The organism is Mesorhizobium loti (assembly GCF_003148495.1).
Taxonomy (GTDB): Bacteria; Pseudomonadota; Alphaproteobacteria; order Rhizobiales; family Rhizobiaceae; genus Mesorhizobium; species Mesorhizobium loti.
In genome coordinates this window covers 26,979-52,648 of the sequence record NZ_QGGH01000004.1, presented here as the reverse complement: position 1 = coordinate 52,648, position 25,670 = coordinate 26,979, and the positions used below count along the sequence as shown (strand labels likewise).

Annotated in this window: 27 protein-coding genes; 13 read left to right on the top strand and 14 right to left on the bottom strand. The window is 63.1% G+C overall.

Annotated features, from left to right (window positions below; all coding sequences use genetic code 11):
* The first annotated feature begins 4 nt into the window (after positions 1–4).
* The gene (locus tag C8D77_RS17230) at positions 5–1,033 is read left to right on the top strand and encodes a zinc-dependent alcohol dehydrogenase family protein (protein ID WP_170136773.1); all 1,029 of its coding nucleotides are present in this window, start codon (positions 5–7) and stop codon (positions 1,031–1,033) included.
* A 363-nt stretch (positions 1,034–1,396) separates the two neighbouring features.
* Positions 1,397–1,771: a VOC family protein gene (locus C8D77_RS17225; RefSeq protein WP_109665679.1), complete on the top strand. Its 375-nt coding sequence runs from the start codon at positions 1,397–1,399 to the stop codon at positions 1,769–1,771.
* A gap of 119 nt (positions 1,772–1,890) precedes the next feature.
* Here C8D77_RS17225 and C8D77_RS17220 read toward each other — a convergent pair whose 3' ends face one another.
* Positions 1,891–3,000: a TRAP transporter substrate-binding protein gene (locus C8D77_RS17220; RefSeq protein WP_109665677.1), complete on the bottom strand. Its 1,110-nt coding sequence runs from the start codon at positions 2,998–3,000 to the stop codon at positions 1,891–1,893.
* A 265-nt stretch (positions 3,001–3,265) separates the two neighbouring features.
* On the opposite strand from C8D77_RS17220, the gene C8D77_RS17215 reads away from it, so the two are divergent.
* A complete protein-coding gene (locus tag C8D77_RS17215) occupies positions 3,266–4,039 on the top strand; it encodes a gamma-glutamyl-gamma-aminobutyrate hydrolase family protein (protein ID WP_109665675.1) in 774 nt (257 codons plus the stop codon).
* Here C8D77_RS17215 and C8D77_RS17210 read toward each other — a convergent pair whose 3' ends face one another.
* From C8D77_RS17210 to C8D77_RS17185, 6 genes are all read right to left on the bottom strand, one after another.
* Positions 4,040–4,444: a hypothetical protein gene (locus C8D77_RS17210; RefSeq protein ID WP_109666697.1), complete on the bottom strand. Its 405-nt coding sequence runs from the start codon at positions 4,442–4,444 to the stop codon at positions 4,040–4,042.
* A gap of 118 nt (positions 4,445–4,562) precedes the next feature.
* Complete coding sequence (locus C8D77_RS17205) at positions 4,563–5,150, bottom strand: hypothetical protein (protein ID WP_109665671.1); 588 nt, start codon at positions 5,148–5,150, stop codon at positions 4,563–4,565.
* Positions 5,151–5,165: 15 nt separating this feature from the next.
* Complete coding sequence (locus tag C8D77_RS17200; RefSeq protein ID WP_109665667.1) at positions 5,166–6,149, bottom strand: 2-hydroxyacid dehydrogenase; 984 nt, start codon at positions 6,147–6,149, stop codon at positions 5,166–5,168.
* Positions 6,146–7,168 carry a LacI family DNA-binding transcriptional regulator gene (locus tag C8D77_RS17195; RefSeq protein WP_109665662.1) on the bottom strand — a complete coding sequence of 341 codons (1,023 nt, stop codon included), beginning with the start codon at positions 7,166–7,168 and terminating at the stop codon, positions 6,146–6,148. Before C8D77_RS17195 ends, C8D77_RS17200 begins: the two co-directional genes overlap by 4 nt.
* Before the next feature lie 77 nt (positions 7,169–7,245).
* Entirely contained in the window at positions 7,246–8,130 is an 885-nt protein-coding gene (locus C8D77_RS17190) for a DMT family transporter (RefSeq protein ID WP_164548558.1), read from the bottom strand.
* A 199-nt stretch (positions 8,131–8,329) separates the two neighbouring features.
* Positions 8,330–8,737, bottom strand: a complete 408-nt coding sequence (locus tag C8D77_RS17185) for a DUF2000 family protein (protein ID WP_109665653.1) — start codon at positions 8,735–8,737, stop codon at positions 8,330–8,332.
* Between the two features lie 50 nt (positions 8,738–8,787).
* Here C8D77_RS17185 and C8D77_RS17180 point away from each other — a divergent pair, with 50 nt between their 5' ends.
* Entirely contained in the window at positions 8,788–9,660 is an 873-nt protein-coding gene (locus tag C8D77_RS17180) for an AraC family transcriptional regulator (RefSeq protein WP_109665650.1), read from the top strand.
* Between the two features lie 24 nt (positions 9,661–9,684).
* On the opposite strand, the gene C8D77_RS17175 is transcribed toward C8D77_RS17180, so the two are convergent.
* On the bottom strand, positions 9,685–10,155 hold the full coding sequence (locus C8D77_RS17175; protein ID WP_109666695.1) for a MarR family winged helix-turn-helix transcriptional regulator: 471 nt from the start codon (positions 10,153–10,155) through the stop codon (positions 9,685–9,687).
* 243 nt (positions 10,156–10,398) lie between these two features.
* Positions 10,399–11,115 (bottom strand): intradiol ring-cleavage dioxygenase, encoded by a 717-nt coding sequence (locus C8D77_RS17170; RefSeq protein ID WP_342770044.1) that lies wholly within the window; start codon positions 11,113–11,115, stop codon positions 10,399–10,401.
* A 202-nt stretch (positions 11,116–11,317) separates the two neighbouring features.
* Between C8D77_RS17170 and C8D77_RS17165 the strand changes: the two genes are divergently transcribed.
* From C8D77_RS17165 to C8D77_RS17155, 3 genes are read left to right on the top strand one after another with little or no spacing between them, the layout of a single operon-like run.
* Complete coding sequence (locus C8D77_RS17165; protein WP_109665647.1) at positions 11,318–12,373, top strand: CobW family GTP-binding protein; 1,056 nt, start codon at positions 11,318–11,320, stop codon at positions 12,371–12,373.
* A 10-nt stretch (positions 12,374–12,383) separates the two neighbouring features.
* A complete protein-coding gene (imm45, locus tag C8D77_RS17160) occupies positions 12,384–12,758 on the top strand; it encodes an Imm45 family immunity protein (protein WP_109665644.1) in 375 nt (124 codons plus the stop codon).
* Positions 12,736–13,710: a WD40 repeat domain-containing protein gene (locus tag C8D77_RS17155; protein WP_109665639.1), complete on the top strand. Its 975-nt coding sequence runs from the start codon at positions 12,736–12,738 to the stop codon at positions 13,708–13,710. The genes imm45 and C8D77_RS17155 overlap by 23 nt, the downstream gene beginning before the upstream one ends.
* 8 nt (positions 13,711–13,718) lie before the next feature.
* Here the strand turns inward: C8D77_RS17155 and C8D77_RS17150 are convergent, their stop codons facing one another.
* Positions 13,719–14,171 (bottom strand): hypothetical protein, encoded by a 453-nt coding sequence (locus C8D77_RS17150; protein ID WP_109665635.1) that lies wholly within the window; start codon positions 14,169–14,171, stop codon positions 13,719–13,721.
* 157 nt (positions 14,172–14,328) lie between these two features.
* On the opposite strand from C8D77_RS17150, the gene C8D77_RS17145 reads away from it, so the two are divergent.
* The 3 genes from C8D77_RS17145 to C8D77_RS17135 are packed head-to-tail and all read left to right on the top strand — an operon-like array spanning position 14,329 to position 17,864.
* Positions 14,329–15,708 carry an aspartate aminotransferase family protein gene (locus C8D77_RS17145; RefSeq protein WP_109665631.1) on the top strand — a complete coding sequence of 460 codons (1,380 nt, stop codon included), beginning with the start codon at positions 14,329–14,331 and terminating at the stop codon, positions 15,706–15,708.
* Positions 15,705–17,126, top strand: coding sequence for a glutamine synthetase family protein (locus tag C8D77_RS17140; RefSeq protein WP_425453738.1), 1,422 nt, complete (start codon positions 15,705–15,707; stop codon positions 17,124–17,126). The genes C8D77_RS17145 and C8D77_RS17140 overlap by 4 nt, the downstream gene beginning before the upstream one ends.
* A 54-nt stretch (positions 17,127–17,180) precedes the next feature.
* Positions 17,181–17,864, top strand: a complete 684-nt coding sequence (locus tag C8D77_RS17135) for a UdgX family uracil-DNA binding protein (protein WP_245951802.1) — start codon at positions 17,181–17,183, stop codon at positions 17,862–17,864.
* 4 nt (positions 17,865–17,868) lie between these two features.
* Here C8D77_RS17135 and C8D77_RS17130 read toward each other — a convergent pair whose 3' ends face one another.
* The 4 genes from C8D77_RS17130 to C8D77_RS17115 all read right to left on the bottom strand — a co-directional run bounded on the left by C8D77_RS17130 (position 17,869) and on the right by C8D77_RS17115 (position 22,245).
* Positions 17,869–19,134 carry a glycerate kinase type-2 family protein gene (locus tag C8D77_RS17130; RefSeq protein ID WP_109665627.1) on the bottom strand — a complete coding sequence of 422 codons (1,266 nt, stop codon included), beginning with the start codon at positions 19,132–19,134 and terminating at the stop codon, positions 17,869–17,871.
* The gene (locus C8D77_RS17125; protein ID WP_109665623.1) at positions 19,131–19,634 is read right to left on the bottom strand and encodes a heme-degrading domain-containing protein; all 504 of its coding nucleotides are present in this window, start codon (positions 19,632–19,634) and stop codon (positions 19,131–19,133) included. Before C8D77_RS17125 ends, C8D77_RS17130 begins: the two co-directional genes overlap by 4 nt.
* A 78-nt stretch (positions 19,635–19,712) precedes the next feature.
* On the bottom strand, positions 19,713–21,026 hold the full coding sequence (gene guaD, locus C8D77_RS17120) for a guanine deaminase (RefSeq protein WP_109665618.1): 1,314 nt from the start codon (positions 21,024–21,026) through the stop codon (positions 19,713–19,715).
* 1 nt (position 21,027) lies between these two features.
* Entirely contained in the window at positions 21,028–22,245 is a 1,218-nt protein-coding gene (locus C8D77_RS17115; RefSeq protein ID WP_109665613.1) for a urate hydroxylase PuuD, read from the bottom strand.
* 132 nt (positions 22,246–22,377) lie between these two features.
* Between C8D77_RS17115 and C8D77_RS17110 the strand changes: the two genes are divergently transcribed.
* The 3 genes from C8D77_RS17110 (at position 22,378) to C8D77_RS17100 (ending at position 25,668) form a co-directional block, all read left to right on the top strand.
* Entirely contained in the window at positions 22,378–23,298 is a 921-nt protein-coding gene (locus C8D77_RS17110; protein ID WP_109665609.1) for a LysR family transcriptional regulator, read from the top strand.
* Between the two features lie 103 nt (positions 23,299–23,401).
* A complete protein-coding gene (locus tag C8D77_RS17105; RefSeq protein WP_109665604.1) occupies positions 23,402–24,418 on the top strand; it encodes an LLM class flavin-dependent oxidoreductase in 1,017 nt (338 codons plus the stop codon).
* Positions 24,415–25,668 (top strand): LLM class flavin-dependent oxidoreductase, encoded by a 1,254-nt coding sequence (locus C8D77_RS17100; RefSeq protein WP_109665601.1) that lies wholly within the window; start codon positions 24,415–24,417, stop codon positions 25,666–25,668. The genes C8D77_RS17105 and C8D77_RS17100 overlap by 4 nt, the downstream gene beginning before the upstream one ends.
* Positions 25,669–25,670 lie beyond the last annotated feature (2 nt).

The following is a 25,670-nucleotide window of genomic DNA, read 5'->3' as shown; positions in this document are numbered from 1 at the left end:
GATGATGAAAGCGGTGAGGCTTGAGGCGGTGGGCAGCATCGCGCTGCGCGACGTCGCCAGGCCTGACATCGGACCGGACGAGCTTCTGGTGCGGATCGAAGCCTGCGGTGTCTGTGGCACGGACCGGCATCTGTTTCACGGCGAATTCCCGTGCACGCCGCCGGTGACGCCCGGCCATGAGTTTTCCGGCATCGTCGAAGCGATCGGCAAATCCGTCTCGGGCTTTGCCGTCGGCGATCGCGTCACCGGCGACCCCAACATTGCCTGCGGGCGTTGCGCGCATTGTCACGCCGGGCGGGTCAACCTCTGCAGCAATCTGCGCGCCATCGGCATCCATCGTGATGGCGGTTTTGCCGACTATCTTGCCTTGCCGCAGAAGCAGGCTTTTGTCCTTCCCGCCGATCTGAAGCCGACACATGGTGCCTTCTGCGAGCCGCTCGGCTGTTGCCTGCATGGCGTGGACCTTGCCGGGATCAAACCGGGCAGCTCGGTGGTCGTGCTTGGCGGCGGCGTGATCGGCCTGCTCACCGTGCAACTGGCAAGACTGGCCGGGGCCACGACCATCATCCTGTCGACCAGGCAAGCCTCGCGGCGCGCCCTTGCTAGGGATTTCGGCGCGACAGTGACGGTCGATCCGACCGCCGCCGATGTCGTCAAGGCCATCGCCGGACCGGCCGGTCTGGTGCCAGGTGGTGTCGACGTCGTCTTCGAATGCGCGGGCGTGCGAGAGACCGTCGAGCAGTCGATACGGCTGGCCCGCGCCGGTGGCACGGTCGTCATCGTCGGCGTGACGCCGCAAGGCATGAAAGCGGAATTCGAGCCCTTCGACCTGCTGTTCCGGGAACTGAAAGTGCTCGGTTCCTTCCTCAATCCCTACACCCATCGCCGCGCCGCCGAACTCATTGCATCGGGTGCAATCGAGATCGACAGGTTGATCTCCAGGCAGGTGCCGCTTGAAGACGCGGCGGCAGTAGTCGCCAATCCACCGGCGCCCGGCGAGGTCAAGGTGCTGGTGGTGCCGCGCCGAGACTGAGCTGCCCGGGCCGTCATCCGACCTTGCGCGCATGCTTGCCGGCAACCCATTGATCGGCTATTGGGGGGCGCCGAAAAAGACATGACCGGTCCGGTAGTCCGGTCTCTTCCGTTTCTGTTTTCGAGCATGATCTCTGGACAAACGGAAACCGTTTGTCCGTGAAAACCGGACGCCACTTTTCGGGATCATGTTTGGCGGAAGCCTGTTCACCGCATGATTTGCGGGAGAACCCGCGGCCGGCAAGCGAGGCGAAAGCCCGTGGGCCGGTTGGGTCATGTCCGGATTTCCTGATGCCACGGCCCCACCGGTTCACGGTCTGCAGCCAAGCCTGTCCGCATTTCAACCCGCGACAGGACAACGACCATGAAACTGAACCACGCCAATCTCGTTACGCCAGAAGTCACGGCTCTTGCCGGCTTCTTCACCAGCCATTTCGGCTTCGAGCTTCTCGCTGAGCGCGGCAAGGATGCTTTAGCCGTGCTGCGCGGGACCGATGGCTTCATCCTCAACCTGATGATTCCGGGCAAGGGAGGGACCGCCAACTATCCCGGCGGCTTTCACATCGGCTTCCTCGTCGGCAAACCGAACATCGTGCATGCAAAACAGGCCGAGCTTGCCGATGCGGGCTTCGCGCCTGGCGAGGTGCAAGAGCTGACGCGCGGCGGCGTCAGCTCGACGACCTTCTATTGCCACGCGCCAGGCGGAATACTGGTCGAGGTCAGTTCCTCGCCGGCCTGAAAAGAAAGACCCCGGGCGAGCAGGCCCGGGGTCTTTGGATGAAGGCGATGGGCTGCTCTATCTCTTTGTTTGACGCAATTCCGGACGGAAAACCGCGGCGCACTTTTCCTGGAATTGCTCTAGAGCTTGCCGTTGCGCTGCTGGACCATCATGAAGGTGTCGTAATTGTATTCGGCCACCTGTGCCCAGAGATAATGCTCCTTGCGGAACCCCTTGATCGATTCCCAGATCTTCTTGAACGGGGCGTTGGAGGCTTCCATTTCGGCATAGACCTCGTTGGCCTTTTCGAAGCAGGCGGCCATGATCTCCTGGCTGAACGGCCGCAGTTTCGCGCCACCAGCCACCAGCCGCTTCACCGCCGCAGGGTTCAAATAATCGTATTTCTGCAGCATGTTGGCGTCGGCAGCCTGCGCGGCAGTGCGCAGCAGCGACTTGTACGTCGGCGAAAGCTCGTCGTATTTCGCCTTGTTGAACATCAGGTGGACGGTCGGGCCGCCTTCCCACCAGCCGGGATAATAGTAATAGGGCGCGACCTTGTAGAAGCCGAGCTTCTCGTCGTCATAGGGGCCGACCCATTCGGCGGCGTCGATGGTGCCTTTTTCCAGCGCCGGATAGATATCGCCGCCAGCGATCTGCTGCGGCACGACGCCGAGCTTCTGCACCACCTTGCCGGCAAAGCCGCCGATACGCATCTTGAGGCCGGAAAGGTCAGCCACCGTGTTGATCTCCTTGCGGAACCAGCCGCCCATCTGCACATCGGTGTTGCCGCCCGGCAGGCCGAAAAGGCCCTGCGTGGCGAGAAACTCGTTGAACAGGTCGATGCCGCCGCCATGGTAGTGCCAGGCATTCATGCCGCGCGCGTTGAGCGAGAAGGGAACGGCCGCACCGAGCGCCCATGTCGGGTCCTTGCCCCAGTAATAATATGCCACCGTGTGGCAGGCCTCGACCGTGCCGGCCGTGGTGGCGTCGGCCGCCTGCAGGCCCGGCACCAGCTCGCCGGCGGCGAAGACCTGTATCTGGAAATTGCCATCGGTGGCTTCCGACAGCATCTTGGAAAATACCTCGGCGCCGCCATAGATGGTGTCGAGCGACTTCGGGAAGGACGACGCCAGCCGCCACGTCACCTTGGGATTGGACTGGGCTATTGCGGGCGCCGCCAGCGTGGCCGCCGCCGCTGCGGCACCGACGCCGGTGACACCGGCCTTGCGAATGAATGAACGACGATCCATGAAGTTCCTCCCTTTTGGATCAACAGACCGACGTACGGGAAATCCTCGGTTTCCGTGTCGGTTCGTTCGAGACAATACACAGGCAAGAAGTCGAGTCCAGCACGCCGGCCCGATTTGACAGCGAAGCCCAGCTGCCCTGCAACTATAGTCTAACAGGCCGTTTCGTGGCCCATGCGACACGCTGAAACTTGGCATGGAAAAATAACCAGGGATCGCCTATTTTAGAGGCAGGACATCCCTTGCCCAGATGGAACACAGAGCCAAAATGCATCAGCCGCTCGTCGCCATATCGACCGACGTCCGTCAGTTCGACAACTACACTTGGCATGCCGCCCCGCAGCAATATCTGGAAGCGGCGATCACCGGCGCCGGCGTGTTCCCGCTGCTGGTGCCATCGTTTGGCGACCGGCTCGACTTCGACGAACTTCTGTCGTCAGTCGACGGCGTCATGGTCACCGGCTCGAAATCCAATGTGCATCCATCGCTCTATGGCGGCGATGCCTGCGAAGCCAATGGCCCCTATGACCCGGCGCGCGACGCCACGACGCTGCCGCTGATTCGCCGGGCGATCGAACGCGGCGTGCCGCTGCTCGCCATCTGCCGCGGCATCCAGGAATTGAACGTGGCGCTCGGCGGCACGCTGGGCACCGAGATCCAGGAGCGCGAAGGTTCGCTCGACCACCGCGCGCCGGTGAGCGACAAACAGGACGAACGCTTCGCCATCCACCAGACCATTTCGATCAAGCCAGGCAGTTGTCTGGCCGGCGTGTTCGGTGCCGGCGACATCAAGGTCAATTCGTTGCACCGCCAGGCGATCGACCGGCTCGGCTCGAAGCTGCAGATCGAGGCAGTCGCCAGCGACGGCACGGTCGAGGCGGTTTCGGTGCGCGACTCCCGCGCCTTCGCCGTCGGCGTGCAGTGGCATCCGGAATATTGGGTCAAGTCGGACAGCAACTCGGTGAAAATATTCCGGGCCTTCGGCGATGCGGTTCGGCTGCACGCCGCAGCGAAGGCTGGCGCGCGGGCCGCAGCGGAATAATCAGTCGCCGGATTTCTTATCACCGGTGGCCGCCAGCGACAGCAGCGGCAGCGCCGGGGCATAGGATTCGTAGCCGTCGCCGTCGGCAGCCGCGAAGGTAACTATCGGATCGACGCCGTTGGCGCTGAAGGCGACCGTGCCGTCGTTTTGCTCGCGCCAGAACTTCGCCTGCTCTATGCCCGGCAAGAGCCGGCGGCATTTCGGAGCAACGGTGAGCAGCGACAACCCGTCCGAAATTTCGGCCCCGCGGCTGACCGCACAGGCCGCCTCATCGCCATTGGCGACCAGCCTGTAGCTGTTGGACGGGGCGGCCTCGTTGGCCACGCTTTCCCCGCTGCCTAGATGAAACAGCTGAACGCCGCCAAACAGCGCTGTGACAGCGATCAATGCGGAAAGTGCTTTCATCTTCTTCATCCACGCACACGGACAGGATGGAGAATGATTCCAAAGGGTTAAGCTGACGTTAATAAGTGTGGCGGCGCCACTCCTGATATCAACGGATGTCGAGGACGAAACCGTCGGACTATTGCGGGACTGCCAACGAATAGCGATCTGAAAGGAGCTTGAAGAGCCACTCCCGCTCGACATCGGTGGCGGCTGAGGCAAGTTGGACCCTCTGGGCACCCGCGTCGACTGTCAGGCGGTTGCACGTATCGCCCTCGCGTAGTTTCAGCGATTTGAGCTGCGTCCGGTCGATTTTGAGTTCGGTTCGTTTCGGCAATAGAGAGGGCCATACAGGGAAGGACCTGGAGCTAGGCATCTTGAAGGGCGGTACTCCCGGATCATAGACGAGCCCAGCGACCTCCAGCTTCATCATTTCAGGCACGGATCTCTGGAAAACGCGGCGAACCGTCAGCACCGCAAAGAGGCCCCCGATCGTCCAGGCACAAAGCCAGAATACGAGAAATGCCGTTCCGCCTCCAACCGGCATCGTCATGATCTGGTGGGCGGCGAAAATCTCTCCGAAAGCCCAGCCGCCAAGCCAGAAAAGCATGAATACGCCTGCCATATAGGTGGCGGCGGGCGGTTTTGGGTAAGGGATCGAAACGACCTGCTCCCGGCCACTGGTTGCGACCGAGATGGTGGAGTTTTCGGGCAGCTTCACAGCCATCGGATTGCCCTTTGGCTAGCCTCGAGCCTTCACACTCACCGTCTCCGGTACCGGCGTCAGCGGCCGGCGCTCGGTGAACCAGGACACCAGATTGTCGACGCACAGATCCGCCATGGCGCGGCGCGTATGGTCCGAGGCCGAACCGACATGCGGCAACAGCGAGGTGTTCGGCGCGTCGAGCAGCGCCTTGGGCACGTTCGGTTCGTCGGCAAAGACATCTAGGCCGGCGGCGGCGATGGTGCCGTTGGCGAGTGCTGCCGCAAGCGCCGCCTCATCGACCGTGCTGCCGCGGCCGATGTTGACGAAGATACCGTTGGCGCCGAGCGCCGACAGGATTTCGGCGTTGACCGCCTTCTCAGTCGAGGCGCCGCCCGGCGCCACCGAAATCAGCGTATCGACTGCTTCGGCAAGACCTTTCAGGGTCGGGTGGTACTGATAGGAAAGGCCTTCGACATGGCGCCGGTTGTGGTAGGCGACCGGCAAGCCAAAGGCTTCCAGACGCCGGGCGATGGCCTGCCCGATGCGACCCATGCCAAAGATACCGACGTTGCGCCCGCGCAAGGTTAGCCGGCTCAGCGGATAGTTGCCCTTGCGCACCCAGCTGCCGTCGCGCAGCCAGGTTTCGGCGCGCGGCAGGTCGCGGACAGTGTTGATCAGCAGCCCGATGGCGGTGTCGGCGACCTCCTCGGTCAACACGTCAGGCGTGTTGGTGACCATGATGTTTTTTGCGGCCGCATGGCCGACATCGACCGAATCATACCCGACGCCGAACGAGGCGATGAGTTCGAGATTGGGCAGTGCATCCATCATCGCCGCGTTGATGCCGGCGAACGAAGCGATGCCACGCACATTGCTGCGCATCTCGTCCGTGACCAGTGACGGATCGGCGCGTTCGACTGTGACGCGCCTGAATGTGTGGTTGATGCGGTCGATCGCGTGGTCGTTGAAATCGCCCGGCACCAGAATGGTGACGGTCTGCAGTTGTTCGGCCTTGGTCATGCACGCTCCACCGGCTTGCCGGTCGACTGACGCACATGCAGTTCCGGCTTGATCAATTCTTGCGAAGGCCGCACCGTCTGCCCGTTGAGCTTGTCGAGCAGCGCGCTGGCGGCGCGGCGGCCAACCTCGCGCTGGCCGTTCCAGACGGTGGTCAGCGCCGGCGTCGCGATCGCCGCCTCTTCGAGGTCGTCATAGCCGGTAACGGAGATGTCGACGCCGGGCACCAGGCCGGCGCGGGCAATGCCGTTCATCAGACCGATGGCGACAAGATCGTTCCAGCAGCAAGCGGCTGTCGGCCTGTCTTTCAGCGCCAAGAACTGCCCGGCGGCCTCGAAACCGGCTTGCTTGGTGCGCGGGCCGGCAATGCGCCAGGACGGCCTGACTTCCAGTCCGGCCGCGTCCATCGCGTTGACATAACCCTGATAGCGGTCGCGGCCGGTCGAGGTCTGGTCGGTGCCACCGATCATGGCGATGCGCTTGTGGCCGAGCGAGATCAGATGGTTGGTGGCAAGCCCGGTGCCATAGGCATCGTCGCCGCGAAAGACCGGCACGTCGGCGCCCTCGACGGTGCGCGCGATCAACACCGCCGGCAGGCCGTTCTCCTCGGCCATCACGATGTCGGAAGCTGGTGTGCCGATGGCCGGCGACATGATGACGCCGTCGGCGCCAAGCTGCAAAAGCGTGTCGATGAAAGTGCGCTGCTTTTCGAGCTGATCATAGTGGTTGGACAGGATGAAGGTCTGCCGGCTGCGGTCGAGCTCGCTTTCGATCGAGCGTAGGATCTCGGCGAAGAACGGGTTCATGATGTCATGGACGACGACGCCGACAATGCCCGAACGCGAGGTGCGCAGGCTGGCGGCGCGTCGGTTGTAGATATAGCCGATGGCGCGGGCATGTTCCTTGATGCGGTCGCGGGTGGCCCCGGCAACCAGAGGGCTGTCGCGCAGCGCCAGCGAGACCGTGGCCGTGGACACGCCGAGCGCATCCGCGATCGTCGAAAGCTTGATTTTCTGTGCCAGCGCCTTGCGCTCCCCGGACCTGAATTTCCAGACCTAAACTGTTTAAAGGCGGCGTTATGCCACCGATCGGGGGCAAATCAAAGTTTTTTTGCCAGCGCTTCGGCCTCGACATCGGAGGCCGCGCGGCTCTGCAGCCGAAGCCGGTGCTCACGATGGACGATGTAGAGGCCGCTGGCGACTATGATGGCGGCGCCGACCAGCGTCCAGCGGTCGGGAAACTGCTTGAAGACGATCCAGCCGGAAATGATCATCCATACCATCTGCGAATAGGGATAGGGCGCCAATGCCGTGGTTGTCGCCAGCCGGTAGGCCTGGACCAGCAGCCAGTGGCCGACGCCGCCGAACACGCCGAGCATGAGCAGCACGAACCAGTGCCAGCCGTCATGCGGCAGCGAAAACGAAAATGGCAGCAAGGGCAACAGCAGCAGCGCCGGCGCCAGCGCCGAGAACAGGATGAGGCTTTCCGACGTCTCGGTCGCCGACATGCGGCGCGTCATGATGACGTAGAAGCAGTTCGACAGCATCGAGCCGAGAGCGAAAAGATGCCCGATGCCGAAAACGCCGACGCCCGGCCGGGTGATGATGAGGACACCGGCGAAGGCCGCCAGGATCGCCAGCCAGCGCCGCCAGCCTGCCCACTCGCCAAGCAGCGGACCGGCCAGCGCCGTGATTACCATCGGCCCGAAGAAATAGATCGAGGTGGTCTCGGCCAGTTGCAGGGAGCGCAGCGCCAGGACGTTGAATATGGTCGAGCCGAACAGGAACAGGCCGCGCAGGACATGTGCCGGCAGGTTGACCGGGCGGAACCGCACCGGTTGGCGCCAGCCGCGCAGCAGCGTGCCGACCAGCACCACATGCACGGCAAAGCGCACCCAGGCAACGATCAGCACGGAAACGCCGGCAAGGACGAGGTATTTGCTTGAGGTGTCGAGGAAGGTGAAGAAGACGTAGGTGGAAAGCATGCACAGGATCGCCACCGGGGGCGTTGCGCTTTCTGGATGTCTTTGGGGAGCACTCACTTGCAGGCCGGGTGGGAAGCTGGGCTGAAGCCCACCTTTGCGGGAATTGCCGGCTCCCGGCAAGCCAATTGTCGCCTGCCGCCACACCAAAGCCGGCTGGCATAACAAGAGCCCAGGCGGGTTTGGTCCATGCTTCGGAAAACTAGGCGTGCATGCGGGCGCCCTTGGTGATCTTGTCGACCAGCTTCTTCTCGGCGCGTATCGCAATACCGACCACCTTGGCGTCTTCAGGCGCGAATTCGGCGAAGACGGCACGGTTGGCCGCGTCAAAGCCGGTCGCGAACATCTCCTCGACATAGAGCGAGGTGGTCACGCCGCGCTCCAGCGTGCGCCGGTGGATGGTGCCCAACGTTGCCTGGTCGGCGGACAGCACGATGACGGGCTGGATCGACAGCGGGTTGTAGAGATTGCCGGCGCGGTCGCGATAGGGCCCGCCGATGATGTCCGGAAACTGGGCCACGATGCCGCTGGTCAGAAAGGCCGTGACGTTGAGTTTCTGCCAGACCGGCAGATCTTCCCTGAGCACGATTGCAAATTTCGTATCGAACATGAGACATTGGCCATTCGAGCTTGTGCCCCAATGCGAGGCTGAAGGAGACGATGTCGCACGATCTAGACAGCCAGGCCTTCAGGGGTCTTGGACGTTTGTGCGTTGATGTTGCGGAGAACTGCATCATCTCCGCCCCCGACCCCACCGGCATGGAGCGGATCGAGGCGCGCTTCCATGGCAGCGCGTTCGACCTGCATCGCCACGATACCTATTCGATCGGGGTGACGCTGCACGGGGTGCAGACGTTTCGCTATCTCGGTGCTACGCGCCACAGCCTGCCCGGCCAGATCATCGTGCTGCATCCCGACGAGCTGCACGACGGCGGCGCCGGGACCGAGGACGGCCTGCGCTACCGAATGCTCTACCTGGAGCCGTCGCTGATGCTCGGCTGCCTTGACGGCGCGTCGCTGCCTTTTGTCAGGGATGGCGTGGTGACGGACACCGCCTTCTGCGCGACGCTGCTTTCGGCGCTGGGACCGCTCGAGCAGGAACTCGACGAGTTGTTCGTCGACGACTTCCTGACGCAACTGATGCAAAGCCTGACACGGCATGCCGGCCAACCGGCGAAGCCGATTACCAAGACAGCGTGGCGGGCGGCGACACTGGCGCGCGACTATCTCACGGAAAACCTGACCCGGCCGGTGCGTTCCGGCGAACTGGAAGCGATAACCGGGCTCGACCGCTATGCCTTGTCACGGCATTTCCGCGCCGCTTTCTCAACCAGCCCGCATCGCTTCCTGGTGATGCGCCGGCTTCAGTGCGCGCGGCGGATGATCGCCGCCGGCGAGCCATTGGCGCAGATCGCTATCGAAGCCGGCTTCAGCGACCAGAGCCATTTTATCAGGCAATTCAAGAAGGCGTTCGGCATGACGCCGGGGCGCTGGTCGTCGCTGGTCCACGGATCCACCGCAAAGGCGGCCTGATCGCCTGCCGCGACGATCGGCTGATCAGTCGTCCGACTCGGCGTCGTCGTCGATGAGCACCAGTTCCTCGTTCGAGAGGTTGGCCTCGATGCGGGCAAGCAGCTTGAACAGCGCCTTCTGGTCCTTCTTGTCGAGGCCCTTCAGCGCCTGCTTCTCGGTCTTCTTCACCGATTTCTCGATGGCGTGGATGATGTCGCGACCGGTGTCGGTGAGGAAAATATGCGCCTGGCGAGCATCCGCCGACGAGGCGCGCTTCTCCAGGAAACCCTGGGCCTGCAACCGGTTGATGGTCTTGGTGATGGTGGGTGGGCGCACGCCGAGGCGGCCGGCGAGATTGCCCGGCGTCTGGCCATCCTCGCGGTCGAGCGCCAACATGATCTGGTCCTGGCCGGCATAGAAGCCATGCGCCAGAAGCCTAGCCGCCAGCGCGGTTCTTGCCAGTCTTGCCGCCGAATGCAGCCGGCTCATTGTCGCAGTCTTGTCCGCCTTGGCCATGGTCATCCCTCTTCGGCCGTACCGGTGCGGGCAGCATAGAGACAGCCGGCCGGTTGGCAATCGACGATCAAAAAGTTTCCGGAGCTTCAAACAGCTTTGCCGGCAAGCATTGTGGTGTCCGCCGTGGCTAATGCCAGATGTTTATTTCAGTTAGATGACAAACGAGTTTTCGCGGCCGGAGTTTTCGTCGGGAGCAGGGTGGGGAAGGGAACGTCGCTCAGCCGGGCTTCACCGCGACGATCATCAGCGCCTGATAGGCATCCTCGACCTCGCGCAGTGCGGCCTGCGACTGCGGGCCGGCCTGCCTGGCAATGCCGTCTGCAGCGTTTGAGGTGTCGCGCTTGCCGGGCCGGTCATTGTAGGGCGCGACAGAGGTGAAGATCTGCTCGCTGAGACTGTCGGGAAAAACAACTGGCCGGTCATCACCGACCTGTCGTCGGGGAAAACCTTGAAATGGATATGGGTGGTGCGACCGCGATACCAGCCGGGATAGATGGTCGCGAAGGAAACGATGCCGCGCGCGTCGGTCTTCTGCCAGCCACGCAGGAAGGTCTGGCCCGACGTGTCGACGTCGCGGCCGTCACCTTGTCCCGGATAGCCGGAATAGGCACCTTGCGCGTCGCAATGCCAGATGTCGACACGAGCGCCGGCAAGCGGGCGGCAGCCCGCGTCGACAACCTGCAGCCGAACAGCGAGGGCTATGCCCTTCTTGCCCTCGGTGACATCGGCACGTTCGAGTTTCGGATCGAAATAGAACGGCCCCTCGGTCACTTCAGGCGTAATGGCGCACACGCCCGCACCGGTTTCGAACAGCGCCAGTCCGGCATAAAGCGAGGCCTGGGGAGCCGAAGATTGGGCGGCCATTGCCGAGGCCGGCAGGAAGGCACCACCTCCGGCGGTGACCGCGATCAAACCGAGCGCCTGGCGCCGGCTCAATGAGAAGGATGGCTTGCCGGACATGTGTTGCCTCTCGAATTGGCCTCCCGCACCCTGATTTAGGCTGTGATCGCAGCTCTCGCCAGCCAAAATTCGGTAATGTCGGCAAGCCTGTTTGGCCCATCGGTTTGCCCCGTGCAAAAGCCCGGCACACATCCTATATGGAACCGACAACCCCTTTTTCGAGGGCCGGATTTCTCGCGGCCCAGACAGTTCGAGGCAAGCCATGAGCGACGCACAGACGCAGATCCCCGTAACCGTTCTCACCGGCTATCTCGGCGCGGGCAAGACGACACTGCTCAACCGCATCCTGTCGGAAAACCACGGCAAGCGCTACGCCGTCATTGTCAACGAGTTCGGCGAAATCGGCATCGACAACGACCTGATCGTGGAATCCGACGAGGAAATCTACGAGATGAACAATGGCTGCGTCTGCTGCACGGTGCGCGGCGATCTGATCCGTGTCGTCGAGGGCCTGATGCGCCGACCCGGCCGCTTCGACGCCATCGTCGTCGAGACCACCGGGCTCGCCGATCCGGTGCCGGTGGCGCAGACCTTCTTCATGGACGACGACGTACGCTCCAAGACCAGGCTGGACGCGGTGGTGGCGCTGGTCGACGCCAAGCACCTACCGCTACGGCTCAAGGATTCCAGGGAAGCCGAGGACCAGATCGCCTTTGCCGACGTCGTCGTGCTCAACAAGACCGACCTCGTCACTCCGGAAGAGCTCGCCAAGGTCGAAGCGACGATCCGCGCCATCAATCCGGCGGCAAAGATCCATCGCACCACCCGCGCCGGCGTCGACCTGTCCGAAGTGCTCGACCGCGGTGCCTTCGACCTGTCCAGGGCGCTGGAAAACGACCCGCATTTCCTCGAGGCGCATGACGATCACGACCACCACGACCATGACCATGACGGCCACGATCACCATGATCATGACGGGCACGACCACCACCATCACGCGCATGCTTCCGACATCCATGACGTGACAGTGCAGTCGGTGTCGCTGCGCGGCGGCGAGATGGACCCGAAGAAGTTCTTCCCGTGGATCGAGAAGATCACCCAGATGGAAGGCCCCAACATCCTGCGGCTGAAGGGCATCATCGCGCTCAAAGGCGACGACGAGCGCTATGTCATCCAGGGCGTGCACATGATCATCGAGGGCGACCACCAGCGCGCCTGGAAGGACGGCGAGAAACATGAGAGCCGACTGGTGTTCATCGGCCGTGAACTCGACGCCGAGCGGCTGAAGAAGAGCTTCGACGCCTGCCAGGTGGGCTGACCGCAATAAAATGCCCCGTTTGCTCGATCTCGCCGATGATTTCCTGACCATCGGCGATGTCATCAGACTTTCCGAGAATTACGATCTCGGGCCGGGCTCCGGCCCGGTCGATCTTCTGATCTTCGATCCCCACGAAGACGAGGCCGGGCTCGGTCTCATGGTCACATCCGGCTACAAGGCAGGGCTGGTCTTCGCGGTGCTGCCCGAGGAAAGCCGGTTCGAGAAAAAACCCGGGCTTTCGAGAACTTGGTTGATCGAAAACTGGGACAAATGGTTCGTCTTCACCTATCAAGGCGGCCCGGTTCCGATCGAGGAAACCGTTATCCTACGCTGGAACGAACGAATGACCGTTGAGATTTGCCATGCCGACCGTCGCCCCGCTTGATCTCGAAGGCCATTGCATCGCTGCCGTCTTCCTCGGCGACGTGCCGCATTTCGCGATGGCCGATGGCGCCGTCCATCGGCTCGACCATGGTCACAAGACAGTTCAGGCCAATGACGGGCTGCTCGCCGCCTTCCATGATGCGGCCAATGACCGGCTGATCACCGGCGGCGAGGACGGTAAGGTGTTTGCCGTGAAAGCGAGCGGCGAGGCCACGGAATTGGCAAGCGCGGCCAAGAAGTGGATCACCAGCGTCGCCGCTGGACCGCAAGGCGCCATCGCCTATGCGACGGGCAAGACCGCCTTCGTGCGCTTTGCCGATAGCAAGACCAGGGAATTCGTCCATCCGCGTTCGGTCGAGGGGCTGGCCTTCTCGCCCAAGGGCATGCGCTTTGGCGTTGCCCGCTACAATGGCGCGACGCTGCATTTCCCGGCCGCCGAGGGCAAGCCGGTGGAACTTGAATGGGCCGGCGCCCACACCGGCATCACCTTCTCGCCCGATGGCGCCTTCCTCGTCACCACCATGCAGGAAAACGCGCTGCACGGCTGGAAGCTCGCCGACGGCAAGCACATGCGCATGACCGGTTATCCCGGCAAGGTCAAAAGCCTGTCGTGGAGCGTGAAGGGCAAGTGGCTGGCGAGTTCCGGCGCGCCGGCGGCGATCGTCTGGCCGTTTTCAGGCAAGGACGGGCCAATGGGCAAGGCGCCACTGGAACTCGGCACGCGCGGTAACGCCATGGTGACGGCTGTCACCTGCCACCCGAGCCAGGATGTCGTCGCCATCGGCTATGATGACGGCATGGTGATGGCGGTGCGTTTTGCCGACGCCAAGGAAGTGCTGTTGCGGCGACCGGGCAAGGGCGCCATCACCTCGATGATGTGGGACAAGGAAGAACGCCGCGTCGCTTTCGGCAGTGCGGCCGGAGATTGCGGCGTCATCGACATCACGGCGTAGTTCAGGACTTATTCAGCCCCGCACGACACCTTGCCCGTCAACTCAGCCGGCTTGCCGTCCTTGTCCGTGTCGGCGGCATTGTCATAGATGGCAAGCGTGTACTGCCCGTCATAGACGCCTTCGTCGCTGGCCTTGGTCAGGATCGTCAGCTCAACATAGTTGTAAGCATCTGCGAGCTGATGCTCGCGGTAGATGTTCAGCCGCAACTCCTTGCCGTCCAGCCAGTACTGGGTCAGGTTGGAATCCTCGAACACCGTCTTGCGCAGATGATCGCCGACCGGCCTCGCCTTGATTTCGAGATCGCCGCGAAAGTTGAAGGTCGGGCCGCCCATGCCTCTGGTGACGCCGGCACCGAGGTCGAATGTCACAGCCGGATCGTCGACATTGCACCAGATGCCGCCGGAGGCGAAAGCGGCGCTGGCCGACAACAGCAGCGTTGCCACACAGATGATCGTCCGCATTTTTGCTGTCCCACCTCAATTCCCGCTCGTATTGGCGCTGACTTCGGCAGCATGGTCAAGCGCCGCTGCCAAAGGCTGAGCCAACGCAGGACAGACGCGCGGCCAATTGCGGATGCGGACACGGATTGTCTAAGAGGGATCGACCAGAGGGGTTTTCATGCATAGCGACACGTCCAAGACGTCCATCGGCGGCATCAGCCGCGACCGCATTGCCGAGTTGCGCGACACAGAGGGGGCTGCTTTCCGCAAGGCGCGGCCAAAGTCGCAAGCCAAGGTCGGCAACGGCCTGCCCGGCTTCTTCGGCGGCATGCCGATGCACTGGATGAACGACTGGCCAACGCCGTTTCCGATCCTGGTCGACAGCGCCAGAGGCGCGACCATCACCGATATCGACGGTATCAGGCTTGACGATTTTTGCCTTGGCGACACCGGCTCGATGTTCGGCCATTCCCCGCCGCCGGTGGCGCGCGCCATTCGCCGCCAGGCCGGGCGAGGCCTGACCTATATGCTGCCCTCGGAAGACGCGCTCGCCATCGGGCCGCTGCTGCAGCAGCGTTTCGGCCTGCCGTTCTGGCAGATCGCGACGACGGCGACCGACGCCAACCGCTTTGCATTGCGCGTTGCCCGCGCCATCACCGGCCGGGAAAAGATCCTGGTCTTCAATGGCTGCTATCACGGCTCGGTCGACGAGACGATGATACGGCTGATCGACGGCAAGCCCGTCAACCGGCCGGGATTGGCCGGCGAGTTCCGCGACCTGACCCGCACGGCCAAGGTGATCGAGTTCAACGATGTTTCAGCACTCGAAGCCGCGCTCAGGGATAAGGATGTGGCCTGCGTCATCGCCGAACCGGTGCTGACCAATTCCTGCATGGTGCTGGCTAATCCGGGCTACCATGACGCGCTGCGCAAACTAACGCGCCAAGCCGGCACACTGCTTCTGATCGACGAGACACATACGATCTCGACCGGTCCCGGCGGCTACACCAGGAAATACAGGCTGGAGCCGGACTTCTTCGTGCTCGGCAAGCCGATTGCCGGCGGTGTGCCTGCAAGCGTGTGGGGCATGAGCGACGACGTTGCCTCGCGCTATGCAGATTACAACAGGACCAAGGAACCGGGCTATTCCGGTATGGGCACGACGCTCTCGGCCAACCCGCTACAGTTCGCAGCGATGCGCGCCACGCTTGAAGAGGTGATGACGCAGGAAAATTATGACCGGATGGATCATCTGGCGCGGCGGCTCGATGCCGGGCTGACCGGCGTGATCGACCGCTATCGCCTGCCCTGGCATGTTTCCCGTGTCGGCGCTCGTGTCGAGTTCATCTGCGCGCCCGGCCCCTTGAGGAATGGCGCCGAGGCGGAAGTGGCGCATGCGCCGGAACTGGAGGCCGCAATCCATGTCGCGCTGGTCAATCGCGGCGTGCTGATCGCCCCGTTCCACAACATGATGCTGATTTCGCCGGCGACGTCAGGTGCCCAGGTCAACCGGCTGATCACCGCCTTCGGCGCGGTTGCGGCAAAGCTTGCGGCATGAGACAAGCGGCGATGGACCATCCCAATGCCATGACGACCTCACCTTCGGGCTCGACACCCGCCGAGGCGCAAGCCTTTCTCGACGCCCATCCCGAGATCGAAGCCTTCGATATCGTGCTGACCGATGCCAATGGCGTCGGCCGTGGCAAGATCGTGCGCCGGCATGAGCTGAAGAGCATCTTCGAGGGCGGCCGCCATATGCCGATCTCGATCCTCGGCCTCGATATCACCGGCGAGGATGTGCACGAGACCGGGCTGATCTGGACGACTGGCGACGGTGACCTCAGGGCATGGCCGATCCCCGGCACGCTGGTGCCGCTCTACGGCACAAATCCGCCGCGCGGCCAGTTGCTGATGGCTATGTACATGCTCGACGGCCGGCCGATGTCGTCGGATCCGCGGCTGGCGCTGGCACGGCAGGTCGACATCTTGGCGGCCAAGGGTCTCTATCCGGCCGGCGCCTTCGAACTCGAATTTTTTCTGCTTGCCAATGAGCGCGACGCCGACGGTAAGGTGCAGCCGGCGCGCGCCGTGCTCGACGGTCGCGTCTCGGGCAAGACCGAGGTCTATTCCGTCGATCATCTGCATGGCATGGAGCCGCTGTTTTCCGACATCTATGCAGCGGCCAAGGCGCAAGGCATTCCGGCCGAGACGGTGATTTCCGAATATGCGCCCGGCCAGTACGAATTGACGCTGAACTACCGCAAGGACGTGATGCGGGCGGCCGACGACCTAGTCATGCTGAAGCGGCTGGTGCGGGCGCAGGCGCGCCGCCATGGCGTCACCGCCTGTTTCATGGCCAAGCCGATCGAGAAATATGCCGGCTCTGGCATGCATTTCCACGTCTCGCTGCAGGACAAGGCCGGCCGAAACGTCTTTGCGGAAGCCGGCGGCGAGAGCTGGTCGCTGCCGCTGCTGCAGGGGCTCGGCGGTCTGATCCAGACGATGGCGGAATCGATGCTGGTGTTTGCGCCGCACGCCAATTCCTGGCGGCGCTTCGTCTCGCAATCCTATGCGCCGGTGGCCCCAACCTGGGGCGTCAACAACCGTTCGGTGGCGCTGCGCGTGCCGGCGGGCGATGCCAAAAACCGGCGCATCGAGCACCGGCCGTCTGGCGTCGACGCCAACCCCTATCTGATCGCCGCAACGGTGCTGGCCGGCATCATCAAAGGTCTGGATGAAGGTCTCGACCCCGGCCCGGAAACCACCGGCAACGGCTACGAGGCGGCGGTCACACGCACGACGATGCCTGTCGACTGGCGCGCCGCGATCGAAGCGGCGCGAGCATCTAGCTTCCTGAAAGGCGCGCTCGGCGAGGACCTGCACCGGACCTTCGTGGCGATCAAGCAGTCCGAGTATCTGCGCGTGGCGCGCACGGTCAGCGAACTGGATTACCACCTCTATTTGCACGAGGTGTGAGGGAGGAACCATCCTCGGCCTTGTCCATTTTCAATATCGAAATGGAAAGGCAAGATGATGGCGACCACAGGCCTTCCGCGTAAGGCGAAGATGCCGGCCCGGCGCGTTTCCGCGCCGCGCGCCGAGCCGATATCGGACGAGACCGATGCCATCTCGATCACGGAACTGCGCGAGGCTGCGAAAGGTTGCCGCCGCTGCCCGCTGTGGCACGACGCGACCCAGACCGTGTTCGGCGAGGGTCCTGATGATGCCAGGGTGGTCTTTGTCGGCGAACAGCCGGGCGAACAGGAAGATCTCGCCGGCAAACCTTTTGTTGGCCCGGCGGGCAAGGTGTTCAATGCCATCCTCGATGAGGCCGGAGTCGACCGGCAAAAGATCTATGTCACCAACGCGGTCAAGCACTTCAAATTCGAGCCGCGCGGCAAGCGCCGCATTCATTCCAAGCCAAATGCCGGCGAGGTTCAGGCCTGCCGCTGGTGGATCGACAGGGAGTTCGCGCTGATCAAGCCGGAGCTGGCTGTAGCGCTGGGCGCAACGGCGGCGTTGTCGCTGCTGGGCAAGGCGATACCGGTGACAAAAATGCGTGGCCAGGTGATCGAGCGCGAGGATGGCTTGCGCGTCTTCATCACCATCCACCCGTCCTTCATCCTACGCATCCATGAGCCGGCGGACAAGGAAGCTGAACGCGAGCGGTTCCTGCACGACATGAAGCAGGTCAAGCGGCTGATGGCCGCCTAAAAAGCTATCTGATCAGGATCGCCCTGAGATCGTTGACATTCGTGCCGGTCGGACCAGGCACGAAAAGATCGCCGACGGCATTGAACGCCGTCCAAGCATTGTTACCGGCCAGCATCGCCTTGGCGTCGACGCTGGCTGCGCGCATGCGCGCCACGGTGGAGCCATCTGCGAAGGCACCGGCATTGTCTTCCGAACCGTCGATGCCGTCGGTGTCGGCGGCCAGCGCGTGGATACCGTCGACGCCATTGATGCCGATGGCGAAGGCGAGCAGGAATTCCGAGTTGCGGCCGCCCTTGCCTTTTGCCCGCAACGTCACCGTGGTTTCGCCACCCGACAGGATCAGAACCGGTTTCGAAAATGGCCGGTTGCGCGTCGCCACCTCGCGCGCGATGGCCGCATGGACGCCGCCAACCTCGCGCGCTTCGCCCTCGATGGCATCGGAGAGGATAACCGCTTCGACGCCTTGCCGTTTCGCTTCCGCCGCTGCTGCTTCGAGTGACACGCCGGCCGAAGCGATCAGGTGGACCTCGTTGCGCGAAAAGCGCTTGTCATCCGGGCTTGGTGCATCGGCGGCCGGCGAATTGATGTGAGCCATCACCGCGGCCGGCAGTTTCATGCCATAGGCTGATATCGAGGCCAGCGCGTCTTCGCGGCTGCCGGTATCCGGTACCGTCGGGCCGGAGGCGACCAGCGCCGGATTGTCGCCGGGAATGTCGGAAACGACCAGCGACACCACCTTGGCCGGCCAGGCGGCCGCCGCCAGTCTGCCGCCCTTGATGGCGGAAAGGTGCTTGCGGATGGTGTTCATCGCCGCGATCGGCGCGCCGGAGGCGAGCAGCGCCTCGTTGACGGCGATCTCGTCGGCCAGCGTCAGGCTGCCGGCCGGCGACGGCAAGAGCGCCGAGCCGCCACCCGAAATCAGCGCCACGACCAGATCGTCCGCTGTCAGCCCCTGGACCTTGGCGAGCAGGCGACGCGAGGCTTCCAGGCCGGCAGCGTCCGGCACCGGATGCGCCGCCTCAATGATCTCGATGCGTTCGCAGGTTGCGCCATAGCCGTAGCGGGTGACGACCAGCCCTTCGATGGGGCCGTCCCACGCCTTTTCGAACGCCGCCGCCATCTGCGCCGAGCCTTTTCCGGCGCCAATGACGATGGTGCGGCCCTTGGGTTTGGCCGGCAAATGATCCCGGATGGTTCGTTCCGGATCGGCAGCGGCGACGGCCGCGTTGAAAATGGAGGTGAGGAACGATTTGGGGTCGAGTACGGTCATTCGGCTTCCCGAGGCAATGCCAGGCCGCGCTTGTCGACGCCCAAATGATCGCACAGCGCATCGACCACGACGCCGTGATCCTCGCGCTCCGGCAGTCCGGAAACGGCGATCACACCAATGACGCCGGCGCCCTTGACCGTCACCGGAAAGCCGCCGCCAGCCAGCACATAGTCTGAAATGTCGAGACCCTCGCCAACCTTGAAGGTGCGGTCGGGGCGCTGCTGCTCCAGCACCATGCGATAGGTGCTTTTCAGGAACCGCTTGACGACATTGATCTTGCGCCGTGCCCAATCCGGATTGGAAGCGTTCGAGCCCGGCAGCGCGGCATAGAACAGCGGCCGGTCGAAGGTCCTGATATCGACGATAACAGGCAGGTTCTCGGCGAGCGCGCGGTCGCGGATGGCTGAACCGATCCTGAAAGCAACGGCCTCGTCAAAGGCGGCGAAGACCAGGACTTCTTCCTGTCTCTTGATCAGAGCGATGTCGTCAGCAACGGCCATGTCGTTCCCCTGTCAACTTCGCCGCACGCTTTGACCGATGGCCGCCGCCGGGTCAAGCAAGGAACACATTGGAGCGCTCTAAATCGCCATGTCGGTCTTCGCCGCTTTACCGGCGACATAGACCTCGCGCACGGCGCGGTCGTCGCCCAGCGTCTGCAGCAGGAACAATTCCTGCGCCAGCGTCTCGACCGTTTCCATCCTGAGCCGCATCGCCGGCGTTGCCCTGGCGTCGAGCACAACGATGTCGGCATCGGTGCCCTCGTCCAGCGTGCCGATCTTCTGCGCCACCGACAGCGCCTCGGCATTGCCGCGTGTCAGTTGCCAGAAGGACTGGAACGGATTGAGCTTCTCGCCGTTCAGCGCGATCACCTTGTAGCCCTCGTCCATGGTGCGCAGCATCGAATAATTGGTGCCGCCGCCGACATCGGTGGCGGCGGCGATCCGGATCGCCTTGTCGCGGCGGCGAAAGCGTTGGTAATCGAACAGGCCGGAGCCGAGGAACAGGTTCGAAGTCGGGCAGAACACCGCCACCGAGCCTGAGTCCGAAAGCGCATCAGCCTCACGCTCCGACAGATGGATGCAATGGCCGAACAGGCTCTTCTTTCCTAACAGCCCGTAATGCTCGTAGACATCGGTATAGTCGCGCGACCACGGATAGAGCTCCCGCGTGAAGGCGATCTCGGCGTGGTTTTCCGACAGATGCGTCTGCATGTGCAGGTCGGGATGCTCGTGGCAGAGTGCTGCGGCCATCTCCATCTGCTCCGGCGACGAGGTGATGGCGAAGCGCGGCGTGATGGCATAAAGTTGCCGCCCCTTGCCATGCCATTGCACGATCAGCGCCTTGCTGTCGTCGTAGCCGGATTGCGGCGTGTCGAGCACGCCGTCCGGCGCATTGCGGTCCATCATCACCTTGCCGGCGATGTTGAGCATGTTGCGGTCATGCGACTCGGCAAAGAACGCCTCCGCCGAGGCTTTGTGTACCGAGCAGTAGGCGGCGACCGTCGTTGTGCCGTGGCGCACCATTTCGTCGAGGAACAGCCGCGCGATGCGGCGGCCATGCTGCGCGTTGGCGAACTTCGTTTCTTCCGGAAAAGTGTAAGTGTTCAGCCAGTCGAGCAGTTCGGCGCCATAGGAGGCGATGACCTGCATCTGCGGAAAATGCACATGCGCATCGATGAAGCCCGGCAGCAGCAAATGCGGCCGATGGTCGATTTTTTTCACCGCCTCGCCGGCCTGCTTTTCAACTTCGGCATAGGTGCCCGCGGCGACGATCCTGCCGTCGCGGATCAGCAGACCGCCATCCTCCTCGTAGCGCCAGGCGGAATGGTCGTCGATGGTTTCGGGCCAACGCACAAAGGACAGCGTGCGGCCGCGCAGAAGCGTGGAGGTCATGCTATTTTCCCGCGCCTTCGAACCAGGCCACCAGCAGCGCCCGCTCCTTGTCGGTAATCTGCGAGACGTTGGCGGGCGGCATGGCGTGGCTGCGGCCGGCCTGCAGATAGATCTCGCGGGCGTGGTTGGCGATATCAGCGTCGGTGTCGAGCATCACGCCCTTCGGCGCATGATAGATGCCCTCATAGACCGGCTCCGCCGCATGGCACATCGAGCAGCGGCCGAGCACGGTGTCGCGCACGGCCGGGAAATGCGCTGAAGCGACATAGATTTGCGCCGCCGCCGATTCCCTGGGCTCGCCGGTCAGCACCTTCGGCGCGGTCGACAGCCAGATGATGACGATGAACAGGACAAGTGCTGCCATCCAGGTCCAGGTCGGATTGCCCTTGCGCGCATGGATGGAGTTGAAATAGTGCCGGATCAGCACGCCGATGATAAACACCAGCGAGGCGATGACCCAGTTGAACTCAGTGCCGAACGCCAGCGGATAGTGATTCGACAGCATCAGGAACAGCACCGGTAGCGTCAGATAGTTGTTGTGGAGCGAACGCTGCTTGGCGATCTTGCCGTATTTCGGGTCAGGCTTGCGGCCGGCGATGAGGTCGGCGACGACGATCTTCTGGTTGGGGATGATGACCATGAAGACATTGGCCGACATGATCGTCGCGGTGATGGCGCCCAGATGCAGGAAGGCGGCGCGGCCGGTGAACAGGTGCGTCAGCCCCCAGGCGATGAACACCAGAACGCAGTAGAGCACCAGCATCAGCCCGGTATCGCTCTTGCCCAGCGGCGAGCGGCACAGCAGATCATAGACCACCCAGCCGACGCCTATGGTCGCCAGCGACAGCAGGATGCCGACCGGCACAGATATAGGCAGCACATTCGGATCGATCAGGAACAGATCGGCTCCGGCATAATAGACGACGCACAGCATGGCGAAGCCGGACAGCCAGGTGGCGTAGGATTCCCATTTGAACCAGGTCAGGTGTTCCGGCATCTCGGCAGGCGCCACCAGATATTTCTGGATGTGGTAGAAACCGCCGCCATGCACCTGCCACTCCTCGCCGAAGGCGCCGACAGGCATGCCCGGACGCTGGCGCAGGCCGAGATCGAGCGCGACGAAGTAGAAGGACGAGCCGATCCAGGCGATGCCGGTGACGACATGCAGCCAGCGCACGGCAAAGCTCAGCCAGTCCCAGAAAATCGCGAAATCCATCATTGAAGTCGTCCCTGCCGATCCGGTGACTTTACGGGCTGGAGCGCAAACGGAAAGAGGCGAGGTGCACGATGACTTTCAAAAAAAAATGGAAAATACTAGGCTGATCGCTGCAAACCGGCGAAGGTGCTCCGTATGGCCTATCTCGACAACATCGCCGTCTTCGTTCGTGTCGTCGAACTCGGCAATCTGTCGGCGGCCGGCCGCGACATGCGCATCTCGCCAGCGGTCGCCTCCAACCGCATCAAGGAGTTGGAAAAGCATCTGGGGGTGCGGCTGTTCAACCGCACCACACGGCAGTTGATGCCGACAGAGCATGGCACGGTTTTTTACGGAGGCGCCAAGCAGGTGCTGGAGGCGATCACCGAGGCGGAAGCGGCGGTCTCGGCGCTTTCCGGGCAACCGCGCGGTACCATCCGTGTGACCGCGCCCCTCGGCCTCGGGCGCCGGCTGGTGGCTTCGGGCATTCCGGATTTTCACGACAAATATCCTGATATCGAGGTGCGGCTGAGGCTCTCGGACCACAATGTCGACATCATGAAGGAAGGCATCGACGTCGCCTTCCGGCTCGGCATCATCGAGGATTCCAGCCTCAGGATGCGCGGCATCATGGAATGCGAACGCGTGCTGGTGGCGGCGCCGAAATATCTCGAGGCGCGCGGCGAACCGATGGAGCCGCAGGAACTGATCGGCAAGAAGCACGACTGCCTGATGCTGCGCTATTCCGGCGCGCGCGAATATGTGTGGACGCTGCAGACCCCCACAGGCCCGCAGAAATTCGAGGTGCACGGGCCGTATGACACCGACGATGGCGACGTGCTGACCGGCTGGGCACTGTCCGGCCGCGGCATCATCAACAAGCCGCGCTTCGAGGTCGAGCCGTTTATCCGCGACCGACGGCTGAAGGTGATCCTTAGCAGCACGCCGCCGACACCGGTGCAATTCGCCGCCGTCTATCCGCATAAGAAGCTGCAGGATCCAAAAGTGCGGCTGCTGCTCGACTTCATGGCCGAGCGCTGCCAGCGGCTGATCAACGATCTGCTTGCTGGCAAATAGGACTGGCCGGCAAGTGAGCGGCGGTTGGCCCAGCGCCGGCGGTTGCCATCCCAGGACGTGGCGAACATAGTTCAGGTCGATTTTCGTCTTGCAGGGACCATCGATGGACAACGGCGCCACAATGCATCTTGCCGTTTCGCTGTTTGCGGGAACCGCCGATCCATCACCGGAGCCGGAATTCAGCCGCCTGGCTGGTTTCGTGCAAAAGGCCGAAGCAGCTGGGCTGGACATGGTGTTCCTTGCCGATTCCGTGCCGGCTTCGAGTAACGATGCAGCAAGTAGGCAGATGCCCTTCGAAGCGACGACGTTGCTGGCCGCACTGGCCACAGTGACTACCAGGATCGGCCTCGTTGCCGCTGCCTCGACAATTGCCCACCAGCCCTACAATCTGGCGCGCCGTTTTGCTTCACTCGACATCATCAGCCATGGCCGCACCGGCTGGAACGCGACCATGGCGCAGAATCCGCGCGAAGCGGCCAATTTTAGCCGGCCGGAGGGGTTTTCATCAGGCGATTTCCGCCGCCGCACCGGAGAATATATCGACATCGTTCAGGGCCTGTGGAACGGCTGGGATGCGGACGCGCTCCTGTTCGACCAGAGCGGCGGCCGCTTCCACGATCCCGAAAAGATGCACCTGCTCGAGCACAAGGGCGAGTTCTTTTCCGTGCGCGGACCGCTGAACGTCGCACGGTCGCCACAGGACACGCCGGTGCTGGTCTTGTCGGGCCTGCGGGAATCCGACTTCGATATTGCCGCCCGCACCGCCGATGTCATCCTGCTTGACGACGAACCGATCGAGAATGCGCAAGCACGCTATGACGAACTGAAGCGCCGCGTCGCCGCCTGCGGACGCGATCCGGATGCCGTGAGGCTTCTGATGAATATCTCGCTCGTCACCAATGGCACCGCCAAGCCGACCATTGCCGACAGCATGGAAAAAGGTTTCCGGGCGAAAAACTGCGACGGGTTTAACATCCTGATGCCGGCACAACTCTCAGCACTCGACGATTTCGTCGATCTGGTCTTGCCGGCGCTGCGGCTGCGTGGCCTGTTTCGAGAGAACTATCGCGGGACAATTTTGCGCTCGCACCTCGGGCTTGCCGGCGGAGGTGACCAATGACCGCTGGCCAGATGAAGCTCGGCGCCTTCCTTTGGGCAACAGGCCATCACATCGCCGCCTGGCGCCACCCCAAGGCGCATGTAACCGCCGGCATCGACATCGACCATTACATCCAGCTGGCGCGCACGGCGGAGGCGGCGAAATTCGACATGGTGTTCTGCGAGGACGCCGCCGGCCTGCGCGAAGCCAATGTCGGTATCGCCAGCCAGACATCGCGCTCGATCGGTTTCGAGCCGATCAGCCTGCTTTCGGCGCTCGCCGCCCAGACCAGCCGCATCGGCCTCGTCTCAACAGCCTCGACAAGCTACAACGAGCCCTATGGGCTGGCGCGAACCTTCCTGTCGCTCGACCATCTGAGCGGCGGCAGGGCCGGCTGGAACCTGGTCACCTCGGCCAGCCCCATCGAAGCCGCGAATTTCGGCTCGACCGGCTTGCGTCCGCATGCCGACCGTTATGAGCGCGCGCGTGAGTTCGCCGAAGTGGTTGCCAGGCTTTGGCGTGAGAAGCTCGGCTCTGGCCACGACGGCCAGAGCTTTTCGGTTCGCGACCCGCTTGACCTGCCACGCTCGCCGCAAGGCGCGCCGGTGATGGTCCAGGCCGGCGCCTCGGATGTCGGCCGCGACCTTGCCGCCCGCACCGCCGATGTGGTGTTCACGGCGGCGCAGACCTTCGAGGAAGCCAAGGCCTTCTATGACGATCTCAAGGGGCGCATGGCCACCTATGGGCGCGAGCCTGACGACATCAAGATCATGCCCGGCGTCGCGCCAGTTGTGGCGGAGACCGAGGCGAAGGCCCGTGAAAAATACGAGGAATTGCAGGAGTTGATCCCCGACGATGTCGGCGTTGCGCTTTTATCCAGTTATCTCAGCATCTCCGACCTGTGGCGCTATCCGATCGATGGGCCGCTGCCGGAACTGCCGGAGAGCGAGGGGATGAAGAGCCGGCAAGCGCTGGTCATAGAGCAGTCCCGCCGCGACAATCTTTCCATTCGCCAGCTCGCCCGCCATTTTGCCGGCGCGCGCGGCCATTGGCGCATTGTCGGCACAGCGGCCCAGGTCGCCGACGAGCTGCAGGCGCGATTCGAAGGTGGCGCGGCTGACGGCTTCAACGTCATGCCCTCTTACTTCCCCGGCGAACTCGATGCCTTTGCCAAGCTCGTTGTGCCGGAACTGCAGCGGCGAGGCCTGTTCCGGACGGAGTACGAGGGCCGCACATTGCGCGACCATCTGGGTCTGAAACGGCCGGCATGAGC